Below are 24,610 nucleotides of genomic sequence, written 5' to 3'. Positions count from 1 at the left end.
CATGGCGGAGGAAGGAACTTCCTGTGGTCTGCCCGTTTCGGGAGCCCTTCAGGACGTGATCCGCCGTGACTGGATTTCAGATCAGTCGAGGATGCAAATCATGCTCCCCTTTGTCAGTACCCGCGCAGGCGGTGCACCTCACGTGCGCCCGTACCTGACGACCATCATTATGACCCTGAGCGCCTTTTCAGGGGCCTATGCTCAGGAAACCCTGCCCCAGCCAAATTCCATCGAATCCGGCAAAGCCGAACATCTGACCGTCAACGGTCTGCGCCAGCCCCGGACGAGCAACGCGGACACGGCGCATCTTCTGGACCATGCACTCGGGTACAGCACCTATTCTGCAGGTGGTGTCTCCGCCCTGCCTGTCCTGAACGGCATGGCCGACGACCGGGTGGCGACGCTCGTGGACGGGATGCGGATTGATGCCGCCTGTCCGAACCATATGAATCCCGCCATGTCTTACGTCGATCCGGACAGCGTCTCGCGTGCCGTGGCGATTGCGGGGATCACGCCCGTGAGTCTGGGCGGAGACAGTATCGGCGGGACCGTCGAGATCGAACGCAAAGACCCGCTCTTTGCCAAGACGGGCAATATCCTCGTAACCGGGCATGTGCGGGGGGATTATCGCAGCAATGGTGGCGGTTCGGGGGCTTCAGGGTCCCTGACAGTTGCCAATGACATGTTCAGCCTGCGTTATACGGCGTCCTATTCCCATGCCAGCGACTATCAGGCAGGCGGGAGCGGGAAACAGGTGCGGTCCACCGAGTATCTGAGCTTCAACCATGCCGTGACGCTGGGCGTGAAGAAGGCCAACCATCTTCTGGCCCTGACCTTCGGTCAGCAGGACATCCCCTATGAGGGCTTTCCCAACCAGTACATGGACATGACCAATAACCGCTCCACCTTCGTGAACGGCAAGTACAAGGGCGACTTCGACTGGGGCACGCTCGATGTGCGCGGCTCCTGGCAGCGGGTGACGCATGTCATGGACATGCTTTCGGACAAGGGCGGTCACAGCGCGACCACGGGTATGCCGATGAATACGGATGCGCGGACGGCGACCTATGCGATCAAGGCGACCATTCCGCTCGGGCTGAAGCACACGCTCAAGCTGGGCAGTTCCTTCGACCATAACGGACTGAACGACTGGTGGCCGCCGCTTCAGGGCAGCATGATGATGGGGCCAGGCACCTATCACAACATCAATAACGGCCATCGGGACCGGCTGGGTCATTTCGCGGAATGGGACGCGCAGTGGCTGCCCCGCTTTTCCACACAGCTCGGATTCCGCAACGATCTGGTGATGATGAATACGGGCAAGGTCGCGCCCTATTCCTGGACCGGGATGATGTCCATGGCCGATGCGATGGCGGCGGAGCGGTTCAACCAGGCGTCACGCGGGCGCACGGACGTCAATTTCGACGTGACCGCAACGGGCCGCTGGAAGCCGCTGGACAGCCTGTCCATTGAAGGGGGCTATGCCCGCAAGACGCGCTCGCCAAACCTGTATGAGCGTTATGCCTGGGGCATGGGCAGCATGGCGACGCGGATGATCGGCTGGTTTGGCGATGGCAACGGCTATGTGGGGAACCTGAACCTGTCGCCCGAGGTCGCGAATACGGCTAGTGTCACGGTGGACTGGCATGATCCGAACCCGACCCAGCGCTGGGATCTGAAGATCCAGCCGTTTTATACCTATACGCACAATTACATTAACGTCCGGCGGTTGAGCAGCTTCTCGAACGGACTGTCGATGCTGGGTTTCGTCAATCACAACGCCCAGAGCTATGGCATCAACGCCTCAGGCTCCGTGCGCCTGTGGGACAGGACGGCTTATGGACGGGGCGAGCTGGTCGGGAACATCAACTGGGTGCGCGGTGTGGATCTGGTCACGCATTCGGGCCTGTATCACCAGATGCCTGCGAATGGCCTGATCGGGCTGCACGAGACCTATGAGAACTGGACAGGTCGCGTCGAGGTGACGCTCGTGAAATCCAAGGACACCGTGGACTGGCTGCGCAACGAGCCCCGCACGCCCGGCTATGCTCTGCTGGGGCTTGGGGGGACCTATCACTGGCGGTATTTCACGCTCAATGCCGAGCTCGCGAACGTGCTGAACCAGCGATATTACCTGCCGCTGGGCGGCCTCTCGCTGGGGGATTACGACGCTACGGGTGTTCTGGGGCCGTTGCCGGGAATGGGGCGGTCTTTCAACATGAACCTGACCGCCGCATTCTAAGGAGAGTCGGGAGCGTCAGACGCTCTCGGCAACCCAGTTCCGGGTCTTTGTCGCAAGGCCAATGCCCGGATTGAAGCAGTTGCACGGATCGAGGCTGCGGTAATGGGCGACCATCTCGTCCGGCGCCTTGTAGAGATGCCCGACATTGTGTTCCGCCGGATAGCGCGCGCCGCGGGCGTCCAGTCCGGGGAGCATGTCGTGCTCCACCTGCATGGCGTTGTAGCCCTTTTTGATCACGTAATCCTGGTGCATCACATGGCAGAAGAAATGACCGTAATAGAGTTTGACGATGATCTTGTCCTCGATCTCCTTCGGCAGAACCTCGAACCACTCACGATCATTGCGGCGCAGGGCGACATCGAGCGCCACGATGTCTTCGGCGGTTTTCGTGTGGATTGCGCGGTACCGCACGGCCGCACCGGCCGCGGCAAAGCGGTGCAGGAAGGCAAGCTTGCCTTCTTCGGGCGTACATTCGAAGAAAGCGCCCCCCGTGCCTGAGGCCCACTGTCCCAGATAGGTCCGAACGGGCGCGGTCATAGGGGCCGAGACCTTGAGCATCAGGTGATGCTCGAAACGGTCACGGTACTCGCACATGCGCCGGGGAAGCTGCTTCGGCAGGAAGTGGCTGAGGACCTGCATCGCCAGATCGCTGAAATGATCGGACAGGAACGGCAGCTTCTGAGCGAAAACGTCGAAGCGGGACTTCATCGAGAAGAATTTCGGCAGGTATTTCGTGCCAAAATAGCGGATGACCGCAAACGTGTCCTTACCGTATTTCTCGGCGATGTCGAACGCATCGCGGTGCAGATACTCACCGGCGATCGGCAGTTCGTCAAAATGGGTCAGGGCATGACGGCGGAGGTCTTCAAGATCGGACGTGCTGTTCGTCCCGATATAGAACACGGCCGGGTTTTTGTTTGCCTCGAATGTGTCCAGGCGGACCGCAAACACGACCAGCTTGCCCGCGCATCCCGCAGCTTCATACCAGCGGTTGGGATCGGCATTGAACCGGGCGGGCGTATCGGCATCCACGTCCCGGACATGAGTGGCATAATTCTCGTCGTGACCGCGACCAGCCTTCCAGTCGATGGCATTTTCCAGAAACTGACCGGATTGTACAGCCGCAAGGATCTGCTCGGGATTGCCTTCAATACGGATACCCAGATGGTTAACAAGGTGGAGCTTGCCGTCCTCACCCATCTGGCCGAACAGGGCCATCTCGGTGAAAGCCGGTCCGCGCTGCACCAACGCGCCGCCTGAGTTGTTGCTGACACCGCCAAGAACCGAGGCACCGATACAAGACGAGCCGATGACAGAATGAGGCTCACGGCCAATGGCAGCGAGTTTTTCTTCAAGGTCATGCAGAGTGGAGCCCGGCAGGCAGACAACCTGCCTGCCCTTACCGATCAGGTGAATGCCGTCCAGGCGGTTCGTACTGATGATGACAACATCACGGTCATAATCGTTGCCGTCAGGGGTGGAACCGCCGGTCAGACCGGTATTGGCGGCCTGCATGATGATGACCCGGCCCGTTTCAGCACAGAGTTTTGCAGCGCGCCACAGTTCCACCAGACTACCCGGCTGCAACACTGCAACAACGTTGCCCATGCCGAAACGGAAGCCCTTACGGAAGCGGTAGGTCGCTGACGGCTTCGTAAGGACGTGTCGCGCGCCCAGGATGGCCCGCAGAGAATGGATGAGTGAGGCATTGTTGACCTCGGAACTGCCTTTTAGTGACGCTGGCATGCTATTGTCTTTCTTGCCGCGAAAGCGATCGCCGCTGGTCTTAACATGGTGTTACAAGAAACCGATCTTCAACCCTACGTGTTATTTAACGCGACCAAAAAGACGCTCAAGTTCACGCCGTGTCAATTTGAGCCATGTCGGCCGTCCATGTGAGCAAGTATTTGCACGCGGTGTCAGTTCCATCTCACGCAACAGGGCGTCCATTTCCTCTGACTTGAGGCGACGACCTGCGCGGATGCTGCCATGACATGCCATGCGCGCGAGAATGGCATCCAGATGATGCGAGAAACTTCCCGTACTGGCAGCGTCTAGATCCGGATCGCTGGCCAGTTCGTCGGCAACATCCTTCAGAAGCCCCTGAATATCCTGAGCACCCAAAAGGGCCGGCACCGAGCGTAAAAGAACACTGCCGGGGCCGAAAGATTCAAGATCGATCCCCAGTTTTGACAGATCTTCGGACCGGGCCATAAGTGCTTCCGCCTCGCGACGCGGCAGGTCCACCACTTCCGGCAGGAGCAAGGCCTGCGACCGCAGCGTGCCACCATTGGCGTACTGTTCGCGCAGGCGTTCATGTGTCAGGCGCTCATGGGCGGCGTGCTGGTCCACGAGAACGAGGTCCCCGTCGGGTGCAAGAGCCAAGATGTATGTGTCAAAGACCTGCGCAATGGCGGCACCCAGCGGAAATGCAGGATCAAGCGCTTCAGGTTGCTGCGGAGCACGGGCAGCGGGAGCGAAAGCCGGATCCGTTTCCGCAAAACCCTGTCGAGCCAGAGATGAAGTGACGTCCGGCAAAGACGAGGGCCGCGGGTCATAACCGGTCGGTAGGCTGCCCTGTAGCGGAACAGAGGCCGGTGCCCCCTGTGGCTCCGCCAGGCGGGACGGATAAACGATGGATGGGCGCGAACCGAAACTCGCATGAATGCCGCCACCGCCATTCGAACCATGACCCAGCGCCCGGCCCAGACCGCCAATCACGAGAGACCTGATTTCGGCTTCGTCGGCGAAACGCAGTTCCGTCTTGGCAGGATGGACATTCACGTCTAGCCGTTCCAGTGGCACTGTCAGATGCAGTGCCATCACCGGGAACCGTCCACGTTCGATCACGGGCCGATACGCCACACGGATGGCAGTGCGGAGCATGGGGTCCGTCACCGGGCGGTTGTTGACCAGAATGAACTGCCCCGATCCGGTGGCACGGGTCCGGGCCGGACCACAAGCAAAACCCGACAGGCGAACCGCACCGCGCTTTTCGTCGAGTGGGATCAGTGTATCGGGCGTGGTATCGAGGATGGACGCCGCACGACTGATCGGGCTCTGTTCGGGCAGGTCGAACAGGACCTTGTCGTCCAGCAGGACACGCATGGCACAATGGGGAGCGGACAGGGCCAGCCGCCGCATGACGGACTCGGCATGCCCGCTCTCGACGCGCGCGCTCTTAAGGAACTTGCGTCGCGCCGGGGTGGCGAAGAACAGGTCCGTTACGACAATGCGCGTGCCGACCGGGCCGGAAGCGGGTTGTGGCGGGGTAATGACGCCGCCATCAACGCGGATGCACCAGGCGGTGTCGGCATCGGGCGTGCGGGACGTGATGGAGAGCCGCGCGCTGGCGCCGATGGAGGGCAGAGCCTCGCCTCGGAACCCGAGCGTCCGGATCTGGACGAGATGGTCGTCCTGAAGTTTGGAAGTGCAGTGTCGTTCGACCGCCAGTTCCAGCTCAAACGGATTCATGCCGCAGCCATTATCCGTAACGTCGATCCGGTCCGTCCCGCCTGCACGCAGCGCGACTACGATGCGGGTTGCGCCGGAATCAATGGCGTTTTCGACCAGTTCCTTGAGGGCAGCGGCGGGGCGTTCAATGACCTCGCCGGCTGCAATCAGGTCAATGACATGGCCGGAAAGACGACGGATTGTGGGACGGGAAAAAGACGGGGCCTCGGACACGATGCCTCCTCATCGTCCGGACAGAGGCCGAACGGCAAACAGGGCCGTCCCGTCCACCCAATCAGGGGAAAGTCGGGACGGAGAGTAATTCAGAGAACGCCGAGGAAGGCCTTCTTCTTTTTGACGGTCGGGGTCGCACCCGTTGCGGGATTACGTCCTAGAGCAGAATTCTCGCGGATACGGCGGTTTTCGGCGTCACCATCAACAACGGAACCGGCATTACCGCCCTTCCAGAACATCAGGTTATCCACGAAACCAGCATCTGCCGTGCCAAGTTCGGCGTTGTTCGGTGCGCTGGCGGACTTGTCCACCTGTCCTACCAGTGCGGTCTGGCCGGTGCTGCCCTTACCGGAATCCGGATGCAGTGCCGTGTCCGGCGACAGGGTTTCGAGCGCCTGCATCCGCGGGCTTTCGTCCGGACGATGGGCATCTGCGGCACCAGGGAGCTGCATCTGCTCAGAAGGCGGCATCGACAGCGGAGCGCGCGTGGTAACGGTATACTCATCGGGCATGGCCCGTTCGAGACCGATCGCGCGTGAGACATCGGCGCCCGAGCAGCCCGAAAGCAGCAGGCCGACGGAAGCCATGGCACCCATCTGGACACTGAGACGGGCAACGGAAAGACGGTTACGGCGCATGGAGGGCCCCTGGGACGCGATCATGATGCAACACTCCTACAGTCCGCGCGACGCGGGGGCAAGCCATTGGAACAAGTTCCGCAATCGCATCACTTGGCTGCTGCCTGACGTTCCGCGAGCAGGGAATCGATTAGCCAGACGATGACGCCGCAGACAATCCCTGAATCCGCGATATTGAAGACATACCATGACCAACCGAATGCATGGGCATGCAGGAAATCCACGACCGCGCCATAGCGCAGGCGGTCGATGACATTGCCTATGGCCCCACCGGCAATCGCCCCACAGGACGCCGCAACCAAGGTGCGCCTCGTCCGCGTCAGGGTCCAGACCAGAAGCCCCACCGCGATCAGCGAGACACCGCAGAAGATCCAGGGGCCCCGCCTGCCCAGACCGCCGAACATACCAAAGGTCACGGCATGGTTCCAAACCATCGTGAAGTTCAGGAACGGCAGGATCTCGACCGAGCCGCGATCCGGCAGATGATAGACATACAGGATCCAGTCCTTACTGGCCTGATCCAGAACGAGAACCAGAAGCAACAGAACGAAACCCAGAGCCATGCGTCTCGTGCGGCTCATGCCTTCATGCCACAGGGACATCAGGCACTCACCACGCTGATGCAGCGGCGGCACAGGGCTGGATGTTCTGCATCGTCACCGACTTCGGACAGGACCTTCCAGCAGCGGGCGCATTTATGGCCCGGCGCACGCTCGACCTGCGGGCCGCCATGGGCCGTGTCGCCCGGCAGAAGCTCGGTTTCAGCATGAGACGTGATGAGAAGTTCGGCCCAGTCCAGTCCACCAAAAATCCCAGCCTCTTCCTGCGACAAAGGCAGCGTGACACTGGCTTCGAGCGAGGAGCCGATCGTACCGTCACGGCGAGCCGTTTCCAACTCGGTCGTGACAAGGCGACGATAGGCACGGATGTCTTCCCAGCGGTTGCCGAGTTCGGGGTCGTTCCATGCGCCGTCCGGCTCGAAGAACTGCGCAAGATGCACGCTGTCGTTTTCGCCGAAGCGGGCCTGCCAAGCTTCTTCTGCTGTAAAGACGAGAACCGGCGCGAGCCAGGTGCAGAGCGCGCGGTGCAAAACATCCAGAACCGTGCGGGCCGCGCGGCGCGTCGGATCGGATTTGGCGTCGCAGTAAATCGCGTCTTTGCGGATGTCAAAATAGAACGCCGAGAGATCGGTGGTGCAAAACCCGTGCAGCGCCGGATAGACACCGACCCACTGATGCGTTTCGACTGCGTTGGAAATCAGGCCGCGCAGTTCGGACAGGCGATGCAGGATATACTGCTCCAGCGGCGGCAGATCCGCGTAAGGCACGGCCTCTTCAGCCGTGAAGCCATCCAGCGCGCCGAGGAGCCAGCGCAGCGTGTTCCGCAAGCGGCGATAGAGCTCGCCCTGCTGCTTGAGGATTTCCTGCCCGATGCGAAGGTCTTCGTTTGTGTCGGAATTCAAGACCCACAGACGCAGGATGTCCGCGCCGAGACTGTCAGTCACGTCAGACGGGGCCACGACATTGCCCAGCGACTTGGACATCTTGCGGCCCTGCTCGTCCATGACGAAGCCGTTGGTCACGAGTGCCTTGTAGGGCGCAACGCCCATCGTGCCGACGCTTTCCAGCAGGGAGGACTGGAACCAGCCGCGATGCTGATCCGAGCCTTCAAGATAGACATCGGCGGGGAAGTTCAGCCCCTCCTGCCCCAGATCGAAGCGATGGGACGAACCACTTTCAAACCAGACATCTACGATGTCGAAAACCTGTTCGTAATCGGCAGGATTGCGATCGGCGCCAAGGAACACGGCCGGATCGGCCTCATACCAGACATCGGCCCCCTTCTCACGGAACGCATCGACGATGCGTTGCATAACAGTGGGGTCGCGCAGGACCTCGCCGGTGCGTTTCTCAACGAAGACCGCGATCGGCACGCCCCAGGCGCGCTGACGGGAGATGCACCAGTCGGGACGCTGCTCGATCATGGAAGTCAGGCGGCGGCGGGCCGCTTCGGGGACGAAGGTGACATTGTCCAGCGCGCTCAGGGATTTTTCGCGCAGCTTCGTCTCGCCATCCATCGCGATGAACCATTGCGGCGTGGCGCGGAAAATGATCGGGGCTCTGGAGCGCCAGGAATGCGGATAGGAGTGACGGACCGAGCCGCGGGCCATAAGGCCGGTGGCAGGTGCGTCGTCATGTTCGGCTGACTGGCGGGCTTCCGTCAGCAGGTCACAGACCGGATCGGCGGCCTTGAAGACGTGAATACCGGCCAGATGCGGAACCCACGGCGCGTAACGACCATCGTCTTCAACCAGTTCGGGGACTTCGATGCCGTACTGGCGACAGAGCGCAAAGTCGTCCTGACCGTGCGACGGGGCCATATGGACGAGGCCCGTACCGGCATCGGTGGTGACGAATTCACCCGGCAACATGGGCACATCATATTCGTAGCCACGACCACGCAGCGGATGAGCGCAGACCGCACCTTCCAGGGCGGTGCCCGGAAGAGTGTAGAGCGTATGATAGGCGATGATCCCGGCTTCCGTGCAGAACGCTTCCACACGGTCTTCGGCTACCAGCAATTTTGCGCCCTGCGGGACGAGGCTGTTTTCGTTCGTCTCGTCGATCCGCAGGACGACATAGGTGATATCCGGGCCATAGGCGAGCGCACGGTTGGCCGGAATGGTCCAGGGCGTGGTCGTCCAGATGACAGCGGACACACCTGCGAGGGCATGGGCGGGCGTCGGGTCCTTGATGACCGGGAAGGCCACGAAGATCGTGGTGGAGTCGATGTCGTGATATTCGATTTCGGCTTCGGCCAGGGCGGTCTTCTCGACCGGGCTCCACATGACAGGGCGCAGGCCGCGATAGAGGCTGCCATTGAGCAGGAACTTGCCGATTTCATCGACGATCTTGGCTTCGGAGCTGAAGTCCATCGTCACGTAGCGGTTGGCCCATTCGGCCTGCACGCCGATGCGCTTGAAATCGTCCGCCTGCTTCTGCACCCATTCGGCAGCATACTGGCGGCATTCGGCGCGGAACTGAAGCAGGGGCACCTGATCCTTGTCCTTGCCAGCCTTGCGGTACTGTTCCTCGATCCGCCATTCGATCGGCAGGCCATGACAGTCCCAACCCGGAAGATAACGAACTTCGTAGCCCGACATGCGATGGGCGCGGTTGACCACGTCCTTCATCACTTTGTTCAGGGCGTGTCCGATGTGAATGTGGCCGTTAGCGTAGGGAGGGCCGTCGTGAAGCGTGAAGACGGGACGTCCCTTCCCGGCTTCACGGATCCTGTCGTCCAGACCCATCGCAGCCCAGCGGGCGAGCGTCTCAGGCTCGCGCTTGGGCAGGCCGCCGCGCATCGGAAAGCCGGTGCGGGGGAGGAACACAGTGTCGCGGTAGCGGTCCTGCTGTTCCTTGAATGCGGCGACGGAAGGATCGGGAGTCTTATCGGACATGGGGGACGGGCCAGTTTCGGTCATTCACACTAAGGGGGACCATATGGAGATCGGGAGCCAATCCGGTCAAGTCCAGGGTTGAGGGCGGCAGCAATGCAGGGCCGCCTCAAAGCGGGTTGCCGGGACAGCGGGACTGGCGGATGATGCGGGATATGGCGCTTTTTCAGAAGGCAGAACCGTGAACGCACTTCGTCTCTTCCAGTCTGTTGCAGGAGCCGTTCTGGGCGTCTGTGCGGGGTTCGACATGGCCGCACACGCGCAGTCTCCCCGTTGTCCGGCTCCGGCAAGCGTGCCGGATAAGGCCCGGATGGCACAGATGTTCCAGACGGCACCGGACAGGGGCTTCCTGTGGAAAGTGACGAAAGACGGTCACTCTTCTTGGCTGTATGGGACGTTGCATGTGGCGAAACAAGACTGGCTGCTACCCGGTCCACTAACACGCGCCGCGATCCTGCACAGCAGCGAGGTCGCCCTTGAGCTTGATCTGAACACCCCGGACATGGCCACCACGCTACGACAGCCGGAAGACCCCGCCCGATGGTCGCATCTCGTCCAGTCGGGGCGCAAGGCAAAAGTAGATGCACTTATGGATCAGCAATGTGTACCCAGCGCAGCATTCGCACATGTGGCGGTTGGCGTGGAAGCGGCAGGCATAGAATCCCTAGCCTCACGGCAGGACGGATATTATCCGGATTATGCCGTGGATAGCGTTCTGCAGGGCATGACAGGCAGTCTAAAAAAGCCCCTGGTCGGACTGGAGACAGTACAAATGCAGCGGGACTTACTGATTGGACCGGATCAGGCAGATGAAGATGCTTTTGTTGATGACATCATCAAGGGCGTGTCTTCCGGCAAGACGCAGGCCGAGAACCAACGTCTGGCGGAGATGTGGGCATCGAGCGACGTAAAACGGCTGGATCATTATCCGGATTGGTGCGACTGCCTGAATACCGCGCAAGAACGGCGCTTCATGACGCGGCTCCTGGATGATAGGAATGTCGGAATGGCGCAAAAAATCGAGAATATCCATGAGAGCGGCACATCGCTGTTCGCGGCCGTAGGATCCCTGCACATGGCGGGACAGAAAGGGCTGCCCAGCCTGCTCCGCAAGGACGGGTTCGAGGTCCAACAGATCGTACCCGCACTCTGATGAAACGGATCGTTCAGAAATTCCTAAGCCGCAGGGCGTCCACGCATCGACCTGCGCCCCCTGTCCTGCCGCCGCAAATCGAGGAAATCCGACAGGGCGCACTCAAAGGGCAGCACCTTCAGATCGTGCAATGGGGACAGGTTCTGCTGGACAGCGTGTATATCCCGCGTGATCCGGTAGCCGCTCTGGACTGGTTCACGATCGCGGCAGATGCCGGGTTCGGCCCGGGACACAACATGCGTGGTCGGTGTTTCCAGTTCGGCTGGGGCTGCAGGAAGGACCTTCAGCAGGCCGCGCGTTGTTATGAGGCCGCCGCCACCGCGGGCGACGAATGGGGGCGTTACAATCTGGGCATCATGACCATGCGGGGGATCGGCATGAACGCGGATCTGCCGCGCGCGCTGGATCTGTTCCGCACGGCAGCTGGTCACGGTCATGCGAAATCCATGAATCTCTATGCGCGGTTTCTGGAAGAAGGCTGGGTCGTACCACAGGACCGGGCAGCGGCGCTGGACTGGTACCGGAAATCGGCCGAAGGCGGCGATTACCGAGGGCAGCACAATTATGCGACAGCTCTAGTAGACGCCGGAAAAACCGAAGAGGCACTGGACTGGTGGCGTCAGGCGGTTGTGGATGCGACATCCGACATCCTGCTGGCGATGGACCAGAAGCTCACGGTGCTGGGGCCGCAAGGTGATGCGGCCCTACTGGAGCGGGTCCGCGAACGCCTGAAGGGGATGGGAATTTCTCCTTCAGGCGGGGGCGTTTCGACTTAGTAATTCGCCGAAAGATTGAAGAGGAAAGAACGCCCGACCGCCGGGGTGGCGCGGTCGCTGAACAGGTTGCTGTAGTTCAGGCGGTTGTCGAGGTTGTAGCCGTTCATGGCCACGCGCCAGTGCTTGCCGAAATTATGCGACACCACGGCATCCCATTCCACGGTCGCAGGCACCCAGCCCGTATTCGCGGCATTCAGGTAAACTCCATCGCGCCATGTCAGGCCGCCGCCGAACGTGACGTTCCAGGGGCGGTTGGGCGCGATCGTGTAGGTGGACCAGATCGTGGCCGAATTCTTCGGAGCGTACTGAATACGCTTACCGATATTGGCAGCGGTCTGAGACCAGACAGTGGTGGCGTCATAATAAGCGTAAGTGCCGATCATGGTCCAGTTCTTGAGGATCTCGCCCGAGACGCTGAGTTCGACGCCCTGATTGCGCTGGCGGTCGCTGGAAGATGACACATTCCCCGTTGTAGGATCGGTCATGAGGGCGTTACCCTTCTCCAGCCGGAATACGGAGGCCGCAAAGCCCATGCGGCCATGAAAAGCGCTATACTTCGCACCCAGTTCGTAAAGACTGCTGCGCTCGGGGCTGAAACCCTGCGTGGATGATTTCAGGGGTTCGGAGCTGTTCGTCACATACAGGCCAAGCGGCGTGGTGGACTGCGCCCAGTTGAAATAGACCATGGCATTGCTGGTCGGCGTATACATCAGGCTGACGGTCGGATTGAACGTGTCCTGCGTCTGTCCGTAAGACACGCCGGCACCGGCCGTGCCCCCATTAGCGGAATAATGACTGTCCCAGTGATCCCAGCGAAAGCCGCCACGGATCGAGAACCAGGGTACCAGCCACATCTGTTCAGAGAAGAACGCACCAACATCGGTGGCATCGCCCGTCTTGTACATGGCATGACCAACACCGGATATGTTTACGAGATTACCACTATACTGGCCAAGCGTCCCGAGCAGAAGACCGGGCTGGGTGGCGGATGGGTGCAGCAGGCTCGTCGTGTCTGCTTTCGTGCCGTTCTGGCCGTTAAAATTATACGCATAGTTCGTGCGACGATCATAAACGTGCGAGATATCGACACCGGCGATCATCTGGTGACGAATGCTGCCAGTCGAGAATTTCGCAATGCCCGAGAACACGTCCTGCACGGACCAGTCGTTCTGCTGATAGGGCTCCGGACCGCCAAGATGACCACGACGATTGATGGTCGCCGCTTCAGGATCAGTGAAATAATTAGCGGCGCAGGTCGTATCACAGCCTGGCTGTGACGCGGAGAAGTACCGACTGTACATGCCACCGCGAGCATCGTTGTAGAACGTGATGTTCTTGTTCAGGTCGAATTTCAGGCGTGCCGTCAGCATGTCCACATTCGATGCATCCTGATCATACGTTGTGCCGTACCAGTTATTGCGGTTCAGACCATACTCCGTAAGTGGCTTCGCAATGCTTGTCCCCGGCTTGGTGACGACCGGCACACCATAATCCGGCACACGGTTATCCGTCTGGTGGAAATATTCCAGCGTGAAGGTCGTACGTTTGCCCAGACCGAAAGCGATGGACGGGGCAATCCCCCAACGATGGGAGAAAACATTATCCCGGCCGACGGTATTGTTCTCGTTGCCCATGCCGGTGATGCGGATGGCCGTGGAATCCCCGATCTGTTTGTTGAAATCGAGCGTGCCGCGATAATAATCCGCAGACCCGCCCGAGAAGCTGCCGCCATAGCTGTCCCCGAGATGCGCGACCTTGGTGCTGATGTTGATGGCGCCACCCGTCGTCCCATTGCCGAAGACTTCCGAGGACGGCCCTTTGATGACCGTGACATGATCGTAATCAAAGCTGTCACGGGTATAGACGCCGAAATCGCGCAGGCCGTTCTCGTAGATGTCGTTCTGGGCCTGAAAGCCACGGATCAAGAACTGGTCGCCTGCCATACCACCCTCGCCCTCCCCGACCGATGCTGTAATGCCCGGCACGTTGCGGAGGGCCTCGTCGAGAGATTTGACGTTCTGCTGTTCCATCAGGAGCTTGGGCACAACGTTGATCGTCTGCGGCGTGTGCAGGACGTCTTCAGGCATCCGGCCGATGCCGATGGGGGTCTGCAACGTGTTCATCGGTGAGCCGACGACCTGCAGGTGTTCGGCTTCCTCAGGCGTTGCGACGATGCTGTTGTCCGCCGTTTTCGGAGCAGTCCCCGATGTGGGAGCTTTAGGCTGAGGGGCCTTGGATGACTGGAGGTTCGCTACGTTATTTTTGGAAACAGGGTGGCGACGGGCCTTGTGATGATGCCGGCTATCGTCCTGTGCGTGGGCGGCGGAGCAGACGAGCGTCAGACCAGCAGCAAGGGACAGGGGACCCAAAGGGTGACGAGGTGTTCTGGACGACATCGGATCATGATCCTGCAAACGAAAACGGATGCTGCCCTTAAAGAGTTAATGCGAATAATTCTCAATACAGATTCAGCAACATTGCGAAAGATTCTCATTCTCTATGCCAAACGTGACATAAATGACACAGAACAATGCGTAATAAAAATCCCCTTTCCTGGACTGGAGAAGGGGATTCAACGACGCTGAAAAAAGGAAAAATCGAGGTCGTCATATGCCCAGGATAAAGCGGGCCTGCGCGGCATCCGCTGCAATCTGGGCCTTGAGTTCCTCCAGACTGGAAAATTTCTTTTCCTCACGCAGCAGCGCGATCAGGGCAACGCTGAGGGTCTGGTCGTACAGATCTTCGTTGAAGTCGAAGAGATGGACTTCAAGACGGCTTTCCCGACCGTCATTGATCGTGGGACGACGGCCGATATTAGCGACACCGGGAACGATACGGCCATCGGGCAGTGTAACGCGGACGGCATAGACGCCGCGCGCGGGTTCGAGATGTTGGGTTAGAGGAATATTGGCCGTCGGAAAACCGAGAAGCCGCCCGCGTTGGTCTCCGTGCATGACAGGACCGGCGATGCTCCAGAGACGGCCCAGTTCCTCGGCTGCACGCTCGGGATAACCTTCCTGCAACAGGCGACGGATGCGACTTGAGGAGATCGGACCGCCATCATCGGCAAGCTGGGGCACGATGGTCAGGCCGATTCCGTGTGGCGCGAGAAGCGCCTCAAGACGGTCGATATTGCCGTGACGACGGTGGCCGAATGCGAAATCTGCGCCGCAGGCCACGTGCGCCACACCGAGGCCCTTCACGAGGACATCGTTTACGAACCGGTCGGCACTCAGACGGGAGAATTCCGCATCGAATGGGATCTGAAAGACGTGCTCAACGCCCTGCTCGCCAAGGGCTGCGGCGCGGACATCCGGCAGCATCAGACGGAACGGCGGGTCCTGCGGGCGGAACAGCGTGCGGGGATGCGGGTCGAACGTAACGACCGACAGCGGATGATCTGGTCGGGCCATCCGCAAAGTGTCGAGAAGGTGGACATGGCCGCGATGCACGCCGTCGAAATTGCCGAGTGCTGCCACCGTATTGCGGGCGGAGGCGGGAATATTGCGCCAGTCCGTGTGCACAATCATGCGACGGGCAGGCCGAACTGACTGGCGACCGAAGTTAGATCCGGGGCCTGCGCGACACCCGGATGTGGGACGGTGCCGTCCTGTTCGCGAACGAGTTGGCAGACGCTCATACCCGCCGCCCGGGCAGCGTCCAACTCTGCGCCGATATCGGACAGGAACAAGATTTCGTCTGCGGGCAGGCCGACGGCGGCGGTGATCTTTTCGTAGGATTCGGCGTCTTTTTTTCCACCGGTCGAAAGATCGAAGAAGTCTTCGAACAGGGGCGTCAGATCGCCCTGTGCCGTATGACCGTAAAGCAGCTTCTGGGACGGGATGGAGCCGGACGAGTAGACCGCCAGACGCAGGCCGCCTTTCGACCATGCTTTAAGAGCGGGTGGCACATCCGGATACAGGTCGGCCCGAAGGGTGCCGTCCTCGAACCCCTGACGCCAGGTCAGGCCCTGAAGCGTCTTGAGAGGGGCTGCCTTCACGTCCGCCTTCATCCAGTCCTGACAGACTTTCAGCGGGTCCTGCCCCGGGTGCTCCATGACGATATCCGCCCGCGCCGCCACGACCGTCGGGTTCGTGTGGTCCTGAAGCAGGGCCGGAAGGGCTTTCGCCGCATAGGGGAACATGACGTCCCGCACGAAAGAGATCGGCAGGGTTGTGCCCTCGATATCAAGCAGGACGAGACGGATCATGGGGGACTTTCAGGGAACTTCAGCGGGGAAGCGGTTGGCAATATCATCGCCGGTATATTGCGCGATCCAGCCGGTCGTGTCGGTGAAGACGCGCAGGGCCACCACGTCCGGCTTCGGCCCGGCGTCGAACCAGTGCGGGATGCCTGCAGGAACAGAGATCAGGTCCCCTTGGGTGCACAAGACGGAATAGACGCGCCCTCGGATATGCAGGACGAACGCGCCCTGCCCGTGCACGAAGAAGCGGACTTCGTCTTCGCTGTGGGTATGCTCGGACAGAAATTTTTTCCGGAGTTCCGGAAGGTTTGGCGTAGACGCGTTGATCCGCACCACGTCCGCACTGCCTGCGCCTGTCTCACCCATCAGCGTGTCGAGATAGGGTCGGTAAGCCTCGAGAACATCTTCTGCCGGGGCGTCCGGTGCCGGTGTGACGGGAGCCGACCAGCGGTCAAAGCGGATATTGTGAGGACGCAGGGTCTCCGCAATCTCGCCGGGCGTAGTGACGTCCAGCAGGATCGTGTCGGGAGCATCATCGCGGTAAACGGTCAGGCGGCTCATGGTCAGGCCTTCTTCTGCAGACGGGCGAGTTCGCAGGCCAGCAGGAACTCAAGCCCTTCGAGGCGGGCCAGGGCCGTGAACATGTCCTTGCCCCAGACATAGACGCCGTGGCCGCGAATCAGATAGCCGAGGCGCATATCCGCGAGCTTTGGCGCAACAACCGTGGCCAGCAGGGCGATGTCCTGATCGTTGTGAAACAGGGGCAGTTCGAGGCTCGTGTCGTGGGTCGTCTGGCCTTCGAAGACCTTGAGAACTTCATAGCCTGCCAGTGTGATCGCGTCGGACGGTTCATCCATCGAAAGAATAGTCGCGGCGACGGAATGGCCATGCAGCACGGCGCCGATCGCGGGGTCATGGGCGTAAAGCTGCGTGTGCAGCAGCGTTTCCGCACTCGCGCGATTGGCGGGATCGACCGGCAGGCCGTCCGGCGTGATCTCGATGACGTCGCTATCGGTCAGAAAGCCCTTGTGGCCACCTGAGCGCGTGATCGCGATGCGACCGTCCGGCAGGCGACAGGACAGGTTCCCCGCCGTGGCCGGAACCCAACCGCGCTGGTCCATCCGCTGGCCAGCCTGCACGATCTGGCGGCAAGCATTGCCCCAACCTTCATCAACCTTGAGGTTCTGCATCAGGCCTGGTTACGGTGCGTTTCGCTGCTGGTCGTCTGGCTGTAGCCGGGATTCTGGTTCGGCGGAGAGATATGACCCGGAGCCTGCGTGGCGTCCGTCGCAGTCATAGATTCATCGTCGGCCATGTTCTTCTTGAAGGACTTGATGCCCTTCGCGAAGTCTCCCATCAGGCCGCTGATCTTGCCGCCACCGCCAAACACGACAAGCAGGACGACCGCCAGGATCAGCCAGTGAACGGGGCTCATGCTACCCATAGTGTGTTACTCCGAAAAGCCAAGGCTTCCCCTCATGTGGCAAGGCTTGGACGATTGTGCAAGCGTTCCTCTCAGGAAGAGTCGTCACTGTCCCGTGGGGAAATGAAGCCGTAAGTCGGATAGGAACGCCTTCCCAGACCATGAACCGGTGCCCACCAGACGCGGACCAGCGTCCAATCATTGCGGGCCGAGACGTCCGTGACGGGAACGGCACGATCAATGCGTCCAGGTTCCCAGTTGGCGTGATCGACGAGGATCGTGCGATCCGAGACCTGTCGGCGCACGATGGAAACATGACCGCTCGGAACACGGGACGTGGCGCGGAAAACCAGTACTTCTCCGGGACGGGGCGTATGGGTGTGGGCATAGCGCCCGCTGGACTGCCCCCACCATGAAGCCGCGCTTCCTCTCAGTTTCAGCCCGGTGCGTTCGCGGGCATAGGGCGCGCATTGCAACGGGCCGTTAAAGCTGGCGCGGCTGTATTCGTAGCGGTTGCCACAGGCTGCGAGCATCACGAGAAGGCCGAGCGGCAGGAAGCGGAATGTCATGCTCACAGACTCCGGAAGGCGATAATGCGGTCTTCTGCCTCATCGGGGTCCATGTCGAGCACGCTCTGCGCAACATCGCGTGAAAAGCCGTTCCGGGCGAAAACTCCAAGCCCCCTGAGGGGATCATCGTCTTCACGGTCGGGCCTCTGGAACGGGCCGAGGCGGCGTTTGCGGGCCAGAACGAGGGCGGCCGCGAGTTCCGCTTCCCGTGCGGTGCTGTCCGAGCGTTCGCCCAGCGAGTCGTTAAGGGCGTCGCGTACAGTCTCCTGATCGACCCCCTTGTTGGCGAGATGCGCTTCCACAGCACGGCGGGAACGACCGGTCCGGGTCAGGCTCGTGGCGCGGCTGCGGGCAAACCCAGCATCGTCCACGGCGCCCAGATCAGTCATGGACGTGACGATTCCGTCGATGGCGCGGCGGAGACCAGCAATGGCGGATTCGATATCTTCGTTCGGCAGACCGGCATGCGACGCACGCACGCCCCAGCGGCGCAGACGACGGTCCAGCATCTGACGCAGACCCTGTTCGGTCGTGGCAAAGCGGGCGAGATGTGCCAGCGCGGCTTCACGCAGGGACGCGGCATCCGGAACGGGGGGCGGGGCGGGATTGTCCTCCATGATGGGACAATTATGCCGGGTGAAAGGCATTTACGGCAAGACGGTCTGGAGCCATCATTCCATCCATGAGTGATTCACTTTTTACCCGCGTTGAAGCGGCCATCTCCGCCCTCCCTGCCTGCTTTCCCGGCCCAGGCGGGGCTGTGGCCGTTCTGAAGGACGGTGAGGTTCTGGTCCGGCATGGGTGGGGCTATGCGAATGTGGAGCGGCGCATTCCGTTCACGCCTTCCACGCTGTTTCGCATGTGCTCCATCACCAAACAGTTCACCTGCGGCACGCTGCTGGATCTGTATGACGATCCGTCGGAGCTGGACGCGGATGTGGATGCGCGGCTGCCGCAGCTCGACGAGCCTTCGCCGGGAATGCTGCATCTGGCGCATAACCAGTCGGGCCTGCGGGATTACTGGGCCGTAGCGATGCTGCATGGCGCGCCCATCGAAGGGGATTTCGGAGACCGCGAGGCCCGGCGTGTCATTGAGGGAACTCGGACGCTCCAGTTTCAGCCCGGCACGTCCTATTCCTATGTAAACCAGAATTTCCGGCTGATTTCCGACATTCTTCAGGACCGGACAGAACGCAACTTTGCCGAACTGCTCCAGACATCCATTTTCAATCCGGTGGGCATGGAACGCGCCATTCTGGCCGCCGATACGCGTGCCATGCCGGATGGGACAGTCGGCTATGAAGGAACCGTGGAGAGCGGTTTCCGCCCGGCGGTCAACAATGTCATCTGGACGGGAGATGCCGGGCTTGGGGCGTCTCTGGAAGACATGATCGCCTGGGAGCGGTTCATTGATGCCACACGTGAAGCGCCGGACAGTCTGTACCGGCGTTTGACCGCGCCGGTGACGTTCAGCGACGGTCAGGCCGCGCCTTATGGATTTGGCCTGCAACGCAGCACGATGTTCGGACAGGATGTGACGATGCATGGCGGCGCGTTGCGGGGCTGGCGCTCCCATCGACTGCACGTCGCGTCCGAGCGTCTGTCAGTCGTGGTAATGTTCAATCACATGAGCGCAGCACAGGTTGCGGCGGCGCAGATTCTGGCAGCGGCTCTGGGCGTTCCCTATGAGTCGGACCGCAGCACGCAGCCTCCAACCGCGCTGTATGGGACCTATCTGGAGCGGGAGACGGGACTGTCGGCCCGAATCGAACCTGCAACCGGTGGAGCAACGCTGCGCTATCTGATGGTGCCGGAGGCTCTGGAAGGGATTTCGACAACGCGAGCTGAAGGGGGATCGGTCATCGTAAAGGCGCAGGAAACCACGGAGAGTCCGGAAATAGTGGTGGAACGTCCGGGCGAAAACCGGACGAGCATCCTCACGCGCTGCGACAAAACTCCCGGCGAGGATATTGCCGAACTGGCTGGCGTCTATCGCTGCGAGGAACTGGACGAGGCCGAAGTCACCATCACACTGGCCGGTGGCGTGGTTTATGGCGGCTTTTCGGGAATCCTGGGCGATGGACGGATGGAAATGCTCCAGCGTCTGGCAAAGGATGTGTGGGTTCTGCCCTGCCCGCGCGCACTCGATCACACGGCTCCCGGAGACTGGACCCTGGCATTCGAGCGGCAGGGCGGCAGCGTGACGGCAGTGCGGGTCGGGTGCTGGCTGGCGCGGGATCTGTCGTATCAACGGGTCTGATCTGCCGGGTTGACCGCCACATTCCGGCACGCCGGGGTTTGACGGAACCCCGTTCTGCCCTTCACTATGCACGGGCGGAATTTGAAGCCCTGCTCCGGGCAACCGGAGCAGGGTTTTGCGATTCCGCATAAACCGTTTCGTTTTCAACCAGATATTCAGAGATCCATCATGATCCCCGCGCTGATGCCGAATTACAAACGTGCCGACCTCGCTTTCGAGCAGGGCGAAGGCGTCTGGCTGACGGCGACGAACGGGCGACGATATCTGGATTTCGGGGCCGGCATTGCCGTGACTTCGCTGGGACATGCCCATCCGAAACTGGTTAAAACCATTGCGGAACAGGCCGCGAAGGTCATGCATGTCTCGAACCTTTACCGGGTTCCGCAGGCGGAGGCGCTGGCGGAACTTCTGGTGCAGAACACGTTTGCGGACTCCGTGCTGTTCTGCAATTCGGGCGCCGAGGCCAATGAAGGCATGGTCAAGATGATCCGCCGCGCCCAGTTCGAGAACGGGCATCCGGAGCGGACCAGCATCCTGTGCTTTGACGGGGCCTTCCACGGCCGGACGCTCGCCATGATCTCGGCGACAGGCAATCCCGCCTATCAAAAGGGCTTTGGCCCTGTGGTGGAAGGGTTCGACCATGCGCCGTTCAACAACACCAACACGCTGCGTGAGGCCATTACGCCGCACACGGCGGGCATCATCGTCGAGCCCGTTCAGGGCGAGAGCGGCATTAAGCCCGCAACGCGCGAGTTCATGGAAGGGCTGCGCGCCGTCTGTGACGAATACGGGCTGTATCTGGGTTTTGATGAAGTCCAGACGGGCGTTGGCCGGACGGGCAAGCTATTTGCACATGAATGGTATGGCATCCGTCCGGACGTGATTTCAGTGGCCAAAGGCATCGGCGGTGGCTTCCCGCTTGGCGCCGTGCTTGCGACGGAAGAGCTGGCGCGACACCTGACACCGGGCTCCCACGGAACGACCTTTGGCGGCAATCCGCTGGCTTGCGCAGCCGGGGTTACCGTTCTGGAAGAAATTCTGAGCCCCGACTTTCTGGAGCATGTCCGCACGGTCGGAGACGCGTTCGGCAAGATGCTGGAAGACGTTGTCAGCCGCTCGGAAGGCGTTTTCGACAATGTCCGCGGTCTTGGACTGATGCGCGGCCTGCACTGTGTGCCGCCGGTCGCTGACGTCATGCAGGCCGTTCTGGATCAGGGACTCCTGACAGTAGGCGCGGGGGACAATGTGCTGCGTCTTGTTCCGCCGCTGATCGTCACAGAAGCCGAATGCCGTGAGGCCTGCGAGCGGCTGCTGAAGGCCGCCCTGTCCCTGAAAGCCTCTGCCGCGCAGGAGAAAGTATCGTGAGCGCGACAACATCCCCCCGGCACTTTCTGGATCTGCGCGATTTCAGCCCCGAAATCATCAGGCAGATCATCGACCTTTCAGCGAAGGTCAAGGCCATGCAGAACGGGCGGCGTCAGCCTCTGCATCCGGATCGCCCGCTGGAAGGCCGTACCCTCGGCCTGATCCTCGCCCAGCCTTCGACGCGCACCCGCGTGTCGTTCGAGGTCGGGATGGGGCAGCTTGGCGGGTCCGTTTCAGTCCTTTCGCCGGGCGACATGCAGCTTGGCCGGGGCGAGACGGTGGCCGACACGGCCCGCGTCCTGTCGCGCTTTCTGGACGTGATCGTGCTGCGGACCGGGAATGACGCCAATCTGCGCGAACTCGCGAAGTGGAGCTCGGTTCCGGTCATCAACGGCCTGACGCCCGTCTCCCATCCGATCCAGATTCTGGCGGATGTCCTGACGTTCGAGGAACATCGCGGGCCGATCCGCGGCAAAACGCTGGCCTGGATCGGAGACGGCAACAACGTCGCGACATCCCTGATGGAAGGCGCGGCCCTTCTCGGCTTCAATGTCCGCCTGGCAACACCGGAAAGGTTCGCGCCCAACCCTGACGCCGTGGCGTGGGCACGCACCCATGGTGCGACGATCGAGGTTTTCCACGACCCTGCGGAAGCCGTCGCGGGCGCTGATGCCGTGCTGACGGATACCTGGGTCAGCATGGGTGACAAAGACCGTGAAACGCGCCTCAAGGTATTCCAGCCCTATCAGGTCGATACGGCGCTGATGGCAAAAGCTGCGCCCGATGCCCTGTTCCTGCACTGCCTGCCTGCCCATATCGGAGAGGAAGTAACGCCGGAGGTCTTTGAAGGCCAGACGTCCGTTGTCTTCGATGAGGCGGAAAACCGCCTACACACGCAGAAGGGCCTGCTACTCTGGGCTCTTGGGAAAGAAAATAGTTGATGGATACACCACCCTTCCTGGACACGAACCGGCCTGACGTTCCCAACATGGTCGTCTCGGGCGGCGTTACGCCCTTCTATCTGGAACGCTCCCCGGTGCGGGGACGTCTGGTGCGGCTTGGGCCTCTGGCAGATGCCATCCTGTCGCGGCATGACAATCCCGATGCGGTTTCGCAGCTTGGGGGAGAAGCGCTGGCCCTCGTGGCGGCCATGGTGTCGGCCCTGAAGTTCAAGGGGGCCTTTTCCCTCCAGGTCAAAGGCGACGGGCCGGTTTCAATGCTGGTGACGGATGCCACAGACAGCGGGGATCTGCGGTTTTTCGCGCGTCTGCGCGACGATGCGGACCGAGATGCCCTCCCTGAGACGGCCAAGAGCCTTCTGGGAGACGGCTACATGGCGTTCACCATTGACCAGGGACCGGACATGGACCGGCATCAGGGGATCGTGGATCTGACCGGCACGACGCTGGCGGACATGGCCGTGAACTACTTCCAGACCAGCGAGCAACATGACTGCTGGATCCGACTGTTCTGTGCGAAATCGGCGGACGGATGGAAGGCTGGAGCGCTAGTTCTGGAACGGATCGCAGCGGAAGGCGGGATCGAGACTTCCGAACAGGATGAGGACGCCTGGGAAACCGCCTGCACGCTGGCCGGAACGGTGACCGAGCAGGAAATCCTTGACCCGGACCTGTCCAATGAGCGCCTGATCCAGCGGCTTTTCGGCACGCTGGACGTCCGCGTAGGCACGCCACGCGCGCTGGCGTATGGCTGCCGATGCAACCGGGCAAGGCTGGCGTCCGTTCTGGAGACATTCCCCGATGACGATCTCGACCACATGGTCGAAAATGGCGCCATCACGATGAACTGTGAATTCTGCAATGTGGGTTTCAGATTCACGCGCGATGAACTTGGAGCACACTCTGCATGACTCTACCCCTGCTTGATGACGCAAAGCTCAATGGCTTTCCGGTCGAGCAGCTTTATCCCGGCTGGGCGCCTCTCAGCCGGGCGCCTCTAGAGAATGATTTCAGCGTTGTGGTGTTTACTGAAACAAGCACCAACCGCCGAGCCTGCTGGTGGCTTGAAGGCGAAAATTATCGTGCCAGCCATGTTCTGGCACTTGATCCCTCCTTGCAGAAACGCCTTCTGACCACCATGGATCCGGTGTTCTGGCCGCTGGCATCAGGAGTGCTGGGCTCTCCCCTACCCGACAAGACCGGCCCCTCCTGCGACGCCCTGCCCGAAATTGCCGTGAACGAGCTTGCCGGTTCCTGGCTTGAAGGATACGCACCGCATACGCTTCTTCTGCCATCAGGCCATGCAGATAGCGGCGAGGCACTGCCATGTCCGAACGGCCGCAAAATCGGCGCCAACCGGATAACGGCACTGCTGGCTGCCCAGCGCGGAAATGGCCCGCTGATCGTTTCTTCGCCCTTCACGGCGCTCCCCCTGCTGGCACAGATCACGTTCCAGACGGGCTCCCTGAATGTCAGCCGTTTTCAAGAAGCCGATACAGTTTTCTACCTGATCTGGAACGACACTCTTCCAGCCCTTCGCCCCTCTTTCTACTATCCCGATGCCCCGCTGCTTATCAGTGATGATCCGGGCGGCGCGATGATCCCTGGGATGATCCTAAGCTGGTATGCGCGCCATCCCGAACATGCAGAGCTGATCCGAGAGGCGCGGCCCTTCAGGGCCGAGGATTTCGGCGTCGGACAGGCGTCCGGCCTGCGCCCGAAACCATCGGAAGAAAATTCTCCACCTCCACTGGCTGCGCCAGCTCCTTCGTCGCTCCCAGTGGCACAACCGGCTTCCGCAGTTCCACCTCAAGCATCTAGACAGGGGCTAAAAAGTCGACTCAAGTCCCTTTTCGGGCGTCTGTAGCGCCTTCAGG

The 24,610-nt window shown here is 61.0% G+C and carries 21 protein-coding genes; 8 read left to right on the top strand and 13 right to left on the bottom strand.

Annotated features, from left to right (window positions below; genetic code table 11):
- Nucleotides 1–100: 100 nt before the first annotated feature.
- Entirely contained in the window at nucleotides 101–2,242 is a 2,142-nt protein-coding gene (locus tag GSP01_RS06930) for a TonB-dependent receptor (RefSeq protein WP_141352085.1), read from the top strand.
- Between the two features lie 15 nt (nucleotides 2,243–2,257).
- Here the strand turns inward: GSP01_RS06930 and dld are convergent, their stop codons facing one another.
- The 5 genes from dld to ileS form a co-directional block, all read right to left on the bottom strand.
- Complete coding sequence (gene dld / locus GSP01_RS06925) at nucleotides 2,258–3,988, bottom strand: D-lactate dehydrogenase (protein ID WP_141352083.1); 1,731 nt, start codon at nucleotides 3,986–3,988, stop codon at nucleotides 2,258–2,260.
- A gap of 81 nt (nucleotides 3,989–4,069) precedes the next feature.
- A complete protein-coding gene (mutL, locus tag GSP01_RS06920) occupies nucleotides 4,070–5,929 on the bottom strand; it encodes a DNA mismatch repair endonuclease MutL (protein ID WP_141352081.1) in 1,860 nt (619 codons plus the stop codon).
- Between the two features lie 89 nt (nucleotides 5,930–6,018).
- Nucleotides 6,019–6,591, bottom strand: coding sequence for a DUF3035 domain-containing protein (locus tag GSP01_RS06915; protein ID WP_141352079.1), 573 nt, complete (start codon nucleotides 6,589–6,591; stop codon nucleotides 6,019–6,021).
- A 65-nt stretch (nucleotides 6,592–6,656) separates the two neighbouring features.
- Nucleotides 6,657–7,169: a signal peptidase II gene (gene lspA / locus GSP01_RS06910; RefSeq protein WP_141352077.1), complete on the bottom strand. Its 513-nt coding sequence runs from the start codon at nucleotides 7,167–7,169 to the stop codon at nucleotides 6,657–6,659.
- Nucleotides 7,169–10,027: an isoleucine--tRNA ligase gene (gene ileS, locus GSP01_RS06905; RefSeq protein ID WP_141352075.1), complete on the bottom strand. Its 2,859-nt coding sequence runs from the start codon at nucleotides 10,025–10,027 to the stop codon at nucleotides 7,169–7,171. The genes lspA and ileS overlap by 1 nt, the downstream gene beginning before the upstream one ends.
- A 178-nt stretch (nucleotides 10,028–10,205) precedes the next feature.
- Between ileS and GSP01_RS06900 the strand changes: the two genes are divergently transcribed.
- Both GSP01_RS06900 and GSP01_RS06895 read left to right on the top strand, forming a co-directional pair.
- Nucleotides 10,206–11,177, top strand: coding sequence for a TraB/GumN family protein (locus tag GSP01_RS06900; RefSeq protein WP_255320879.1), 972 nt, complete (start codon nucleotides 10,206–10,208; stop codon nucleotides 11,175–11,177).
- Nucleotides 11,177–11,953, top strand: coding sequence for a tetratricopeptide repeat protein (locus GSP01_RS06895; RefSeq protein ID WP_141352073.1), 777 nt, complete (start codon nucleotides 11,177–11,179; stop codon nucleotides 11,951–11,953). Before GSP01_RS06900 ends, GSP01_RS06895 begins: the two co-directional genes overlap by 1 nt.
- Here GSP01_RS06895 and GSP01_RS06890 read toward each other — a convergent pair.
- The 8 genes from GSP01_RS06890 to GSP01_RS06855 all read right to left on the bottom strand — a co-directional run bounded on the left by GSP01_RS06890 (nucleotide 11,950) and on the right by GSP01_RS06855 (nucleotide 18,766).
- Entirely contained in the window at nucleotides 11,950–14,349 is a 2,400-nt protein-coding gene (locus GSP01_RS06890) for a TonB-dependent receptor (RefSeq protein ID WP_141352071.1), read from the bottom strand. The two genes, GSP01_RS06895 and GSP01_RS06890, sit on opposite strands and share 4 nt — an antisense overlap.
- A 210-nt stretch (nucleotides 14,350–14,559) precedes the next feature.
- On the bottom strand, nucleotides 14,560–15,483 hold the full coding sequence (locus GSP01_RS06885; RefSeq protein ID WP_141352069.1) for a bifunctional riboflavin kinase/FAD synthetase: 924 nt from the start codon (nucleotides 15,481–15,483) through the stop codon (nucleotides 14,560–14,562).
- On the bottom strand, nucleotides 15,480–16,163 hold the full coding sequence (gene mtnC / locus GSP01_RS06880; protein ID WP_141352067.1) for an acireductone synthase: 684 nt from the start codon (nucleotides 16,161–16,163) through the stop codon (nucleotides 15,480–15,482). Before mtnC ends, GSP01_RS06885 begins: the two co-directional genes overlap by 4 nt.
- A 9-nt stretch (nucleotides 16,164–16,172) precedes the next feature.
- A complete protein-coding gene (locus GSP01_RS06875; protein WP_141352065.1) occupies nucleotides 16,173–16,718 on the bottom strand; it encodes a 1,2-dihydroxy-3-keto-5-methylthiopentene dioxygenase in 546 nt (181 codons plus the stop codon).
- A gap of 2 nt (nucleotides 16,719–16,720) precedes the next feature.
- On the bottom strand, nucleotides 16,721–17,347 hold the full coding sequence (locus tag GSP01_RS06870; RefSeq protein WP_141352063.1) for a methylthioribulose 1-phosphate dehydratase: 627 nt from the start codon (nucleotides 17,345–17,347) through the stop codon (nucleotides 16,721–16,723).
- Nucleotides 17,347–17,601: a twin-arginine translocase TatA/TatE family subunit gene (locus GSP01_RS06865; RefSeq protein ID WP_141352061.1), complete on the bottom strand. Its 255-nt coding sequence runs from the start codon at nucleotides 17,599–17,601 to the stop codon at nucleotides 17,347–17,349. Before GSP01_RS06865 ends, GSP01_RS06870 begins: the two co-directional genes overlap by 1 nt.
- 71 nt (nucleotides 17,602–17,672) lie before the next feature.
- Nucleotides 17,673–18,149 carry a CHAP domain-containing protein gene (locus GSP01_RS06860; RefSeq protein WP_141352059.1) on the bottom strand — a complete coding sequence of 159 codons (477 nt, stop codon included), beginning with the start codon at nucleotides 18,147–18,149 and terminating at the stop codon, nucleotides 17,673–17,675.
- Nucleotides 18,150–18,151: 2 nt separating this feature from the next.
- Complete coding sequence (locus GSP01_RS06855) at nucleotides 18,152–18,766, bottom strand: regulatory protein RecX (protein WP_141352057.1); 615 nt, start codon at nucleotides 18,764–18,766, stop codon at nucleotides 18,152–18,154.
- Nucleotides 18,767–18,831: 65 nt separating this feature from the next.
- On the opposite strand from GSP01_RS06855, the gene GSP01_RS06850 reads away from it, so the two are divergent.
- The 5 genes from GSP01_RS06850 (at nucleotide 18,832) to GSP01_RS06830 (ending at nucleotide 24,600) form a co-directional block, all read left to right on the top strand.
- On the top strand, nucleotides 18,832–20,409 hold the full coding sequence (locus tag GSP01_RS06850) for a D-aminopeptidase (protein WP_141352055.1): 1,578 nt from the start codon (nucleotides 18,832–18,834) through the stop codon (nucleotides 20,407–20,409).
- 168 nt (nucleotides 20,410–20,577) lie between these two features.
- The gene (locus tag GSP01_RS06845; protein ID WP_167495487.1) at nucleotides 20,578–21,774 is read left to right on the top strand and encodes an aspartate aminotransferase family protein; all 1,197 of its coding nucleotides are present in this window, start codon (nucleotides 20,578–20,580) and stop codon (nucleotides 21,772–21,774) included.
- Nucleotides 21,771–22,715 carry an ornithine carbamoyltransferase gene (gene argF / locus GSP01_RS06840; RefSeq protein ID WP_255320878.1) on the top strand — a complete coding sequence of 315 codons (945 nt, stop codon included), beginning with the start codon at nucleotides 21,771–21,773 and terminating at the stop codon, nucleotides 22,713–22,715. The genes GSP01_RS06845 and argF overlap by 4 nt, the downstream gene beginning before the upstream one ends.
- Nucleotides 22,715–23,644 carry an Hsp33 family molecular chaperone HslO gene (gene hslO / locus GSP01_RS06835; RefSeq protein ID WP_167495486.1) on the top strand — a complete coding sequence of 310 codons (930 nt, stop codon included), beginning with the start codon at nucleotides 22,715–22,717 and terminating at the stop codon, nucleotides 23,642–23,644. Before argF ends, hslO begins: the two co-directional genes overlap by 1 nt.
- Entirely contained in the window at nucleotides 23,641–24,600 is a 960-nt protein-coding gene (locus GSP01_RS06830) for a hypothetical protein (protein WP_141352049.1), read from the top strand. Before hslO ends, GSP01_RS06830 begins: the two co-directional genes overlap by 4 nt.
- Nucleotides 24,601–24,610: the final 10 nt, after the last annotated feature.

Source organism: Gluconobacter sphaericus NBRC 12467 (genome assembly GCF_006539125.1).
GTDB classification, from domain to species: domain Bacteria; phylum Pseudomonadota; class Alphaproteobacteria; order Acetobacterales; family Acetobacteraceae; genus Gluconobacter; species Gluconobacter sphaericus.
The sequence above is the reverse complement of the archived record's forward strand: the minus strand, read 5'-3'. Positions and strand labels throughout refer to the sequence as shown.

Coding starts and splice junctions, on each gene's coding strand:
- GSP01_RS06870 (WP_141352063.1), bottom strand. CDS start 17,347: ATGCAGAACCTCAAGGTTGATGAAGGTTGGGGCAATGCTTGCCGCCAG.
- GSP01_RS06875 (WP_141352065.1), bottom strand. CDS start 16,718: ATGAGCCGCCTGACCGTTTACCGCGATGATGCTCCCGACACGATCCTG.
- mtnC (WP_141352067.1), bottom strand. CDS start 16,163: ATGATCCGTCTCGTCCTGCTTGATATCGAGGGCACAACCCTGCCGATC.
- GSP01_RS06845 (WP_167495487.1), top strand. CDS start 20,578: ATGATCCCCGCGCTGATGCCGAATTACAAACGTGCCGACCTCGCTTTC.
- GSP01_RS06865 (WP_141352061.1), bottom strand. CDS start 17,601: ATGGGTAGCATGAGCCCCGTTCACTGGCTGATCCTGGCGGTCGTCCTG.
- hslO (WP_167495486.1), top strand. CDS start 22,715: ATGGATACACCACCCTTCCTGGACACGAACCGGCCTGACGTTCCCAAC.
- GSP01_RS06890 (WP_141352071.1), bottom strand. CDS start 14,349: ATGTCGTCCAGAACACCTCGTCACCCTTTGGGTCCCCTGTCCCTTGCT.
- GSP01_RS06915 (WP_141352079.1), bottom strand. CDS start 6,591: ATGATCGCGTCCCAGGGGCCCTCCATGCGCCGTAACCGTCTTTCCGTT.
- GSP01_RS06855 (WP_141352057.1), bottom strand. CDS start 18,766: ATGGAGGACAATCCCGCCCCGCCCCCCGTTCCGGATGCCGCGTCCCTG.
- GSP01_RS06895 (WP_141352073.1), top strand. CDS start 11,177: ATGAAACGGATCGTTCAGAAATTCCTAAGCCGCAGGGCGTCCACGCAT.
- ileS (WP_141352075.1), bottom strand. CDS start 10,027: ATGTCCGATAAGACTCCCGATCCTTCCGTCGCCGCATTCAAGGAACAG.
- GSP01_RS06850 (WP_141352055.1), top strand. CDS start 18,832: ATGAGTGATTCACTTTTTACCCGCGTTGAAGCGGCCATCTCCGCCCTC.
- GSP01_RS06885 (WP_141352069.1), bottom strand. CDS start 15,483: ATGATTGTGCACACGGACTGGCGCAATATTCCCGCCTCCGCCCGCAAT.
- lspA (WP_141352077.1), bottom strand. CDS start 7,169: ATGTCCCTGTGGCATGAAGGCATGAGCCGCACGAGACGCATGGCTCTG.
- GSP01_RS06930 (WP_141352085.1), top strand. CDS start 101: ATGCTCCCCTTTGTCAGTACCCGCGCAGGCGGTGCACCTCACGTGCGC.
- dld (WP_141352083.1), bottom strand. CDS start 3,988: ATGCCAGCGTCACTAAAAGGCAGTTCCGAGGTCAACAATGCCTCACTC.
- GSP01_RS06860 (WP_141352059.1), bottom strand. CDS start 18,149: ATGACATTCCGCTTCCTGCCGCTCGGCCTTCTCGTGATGCTCGCAGCC.
- GSP01_RS06830 (WP_141352049.1), top strand. CDS start 23,641: ATGACTCTACCCCTGCTTGATGACGCAAAGCTCAATGGCTTTCCGGTC.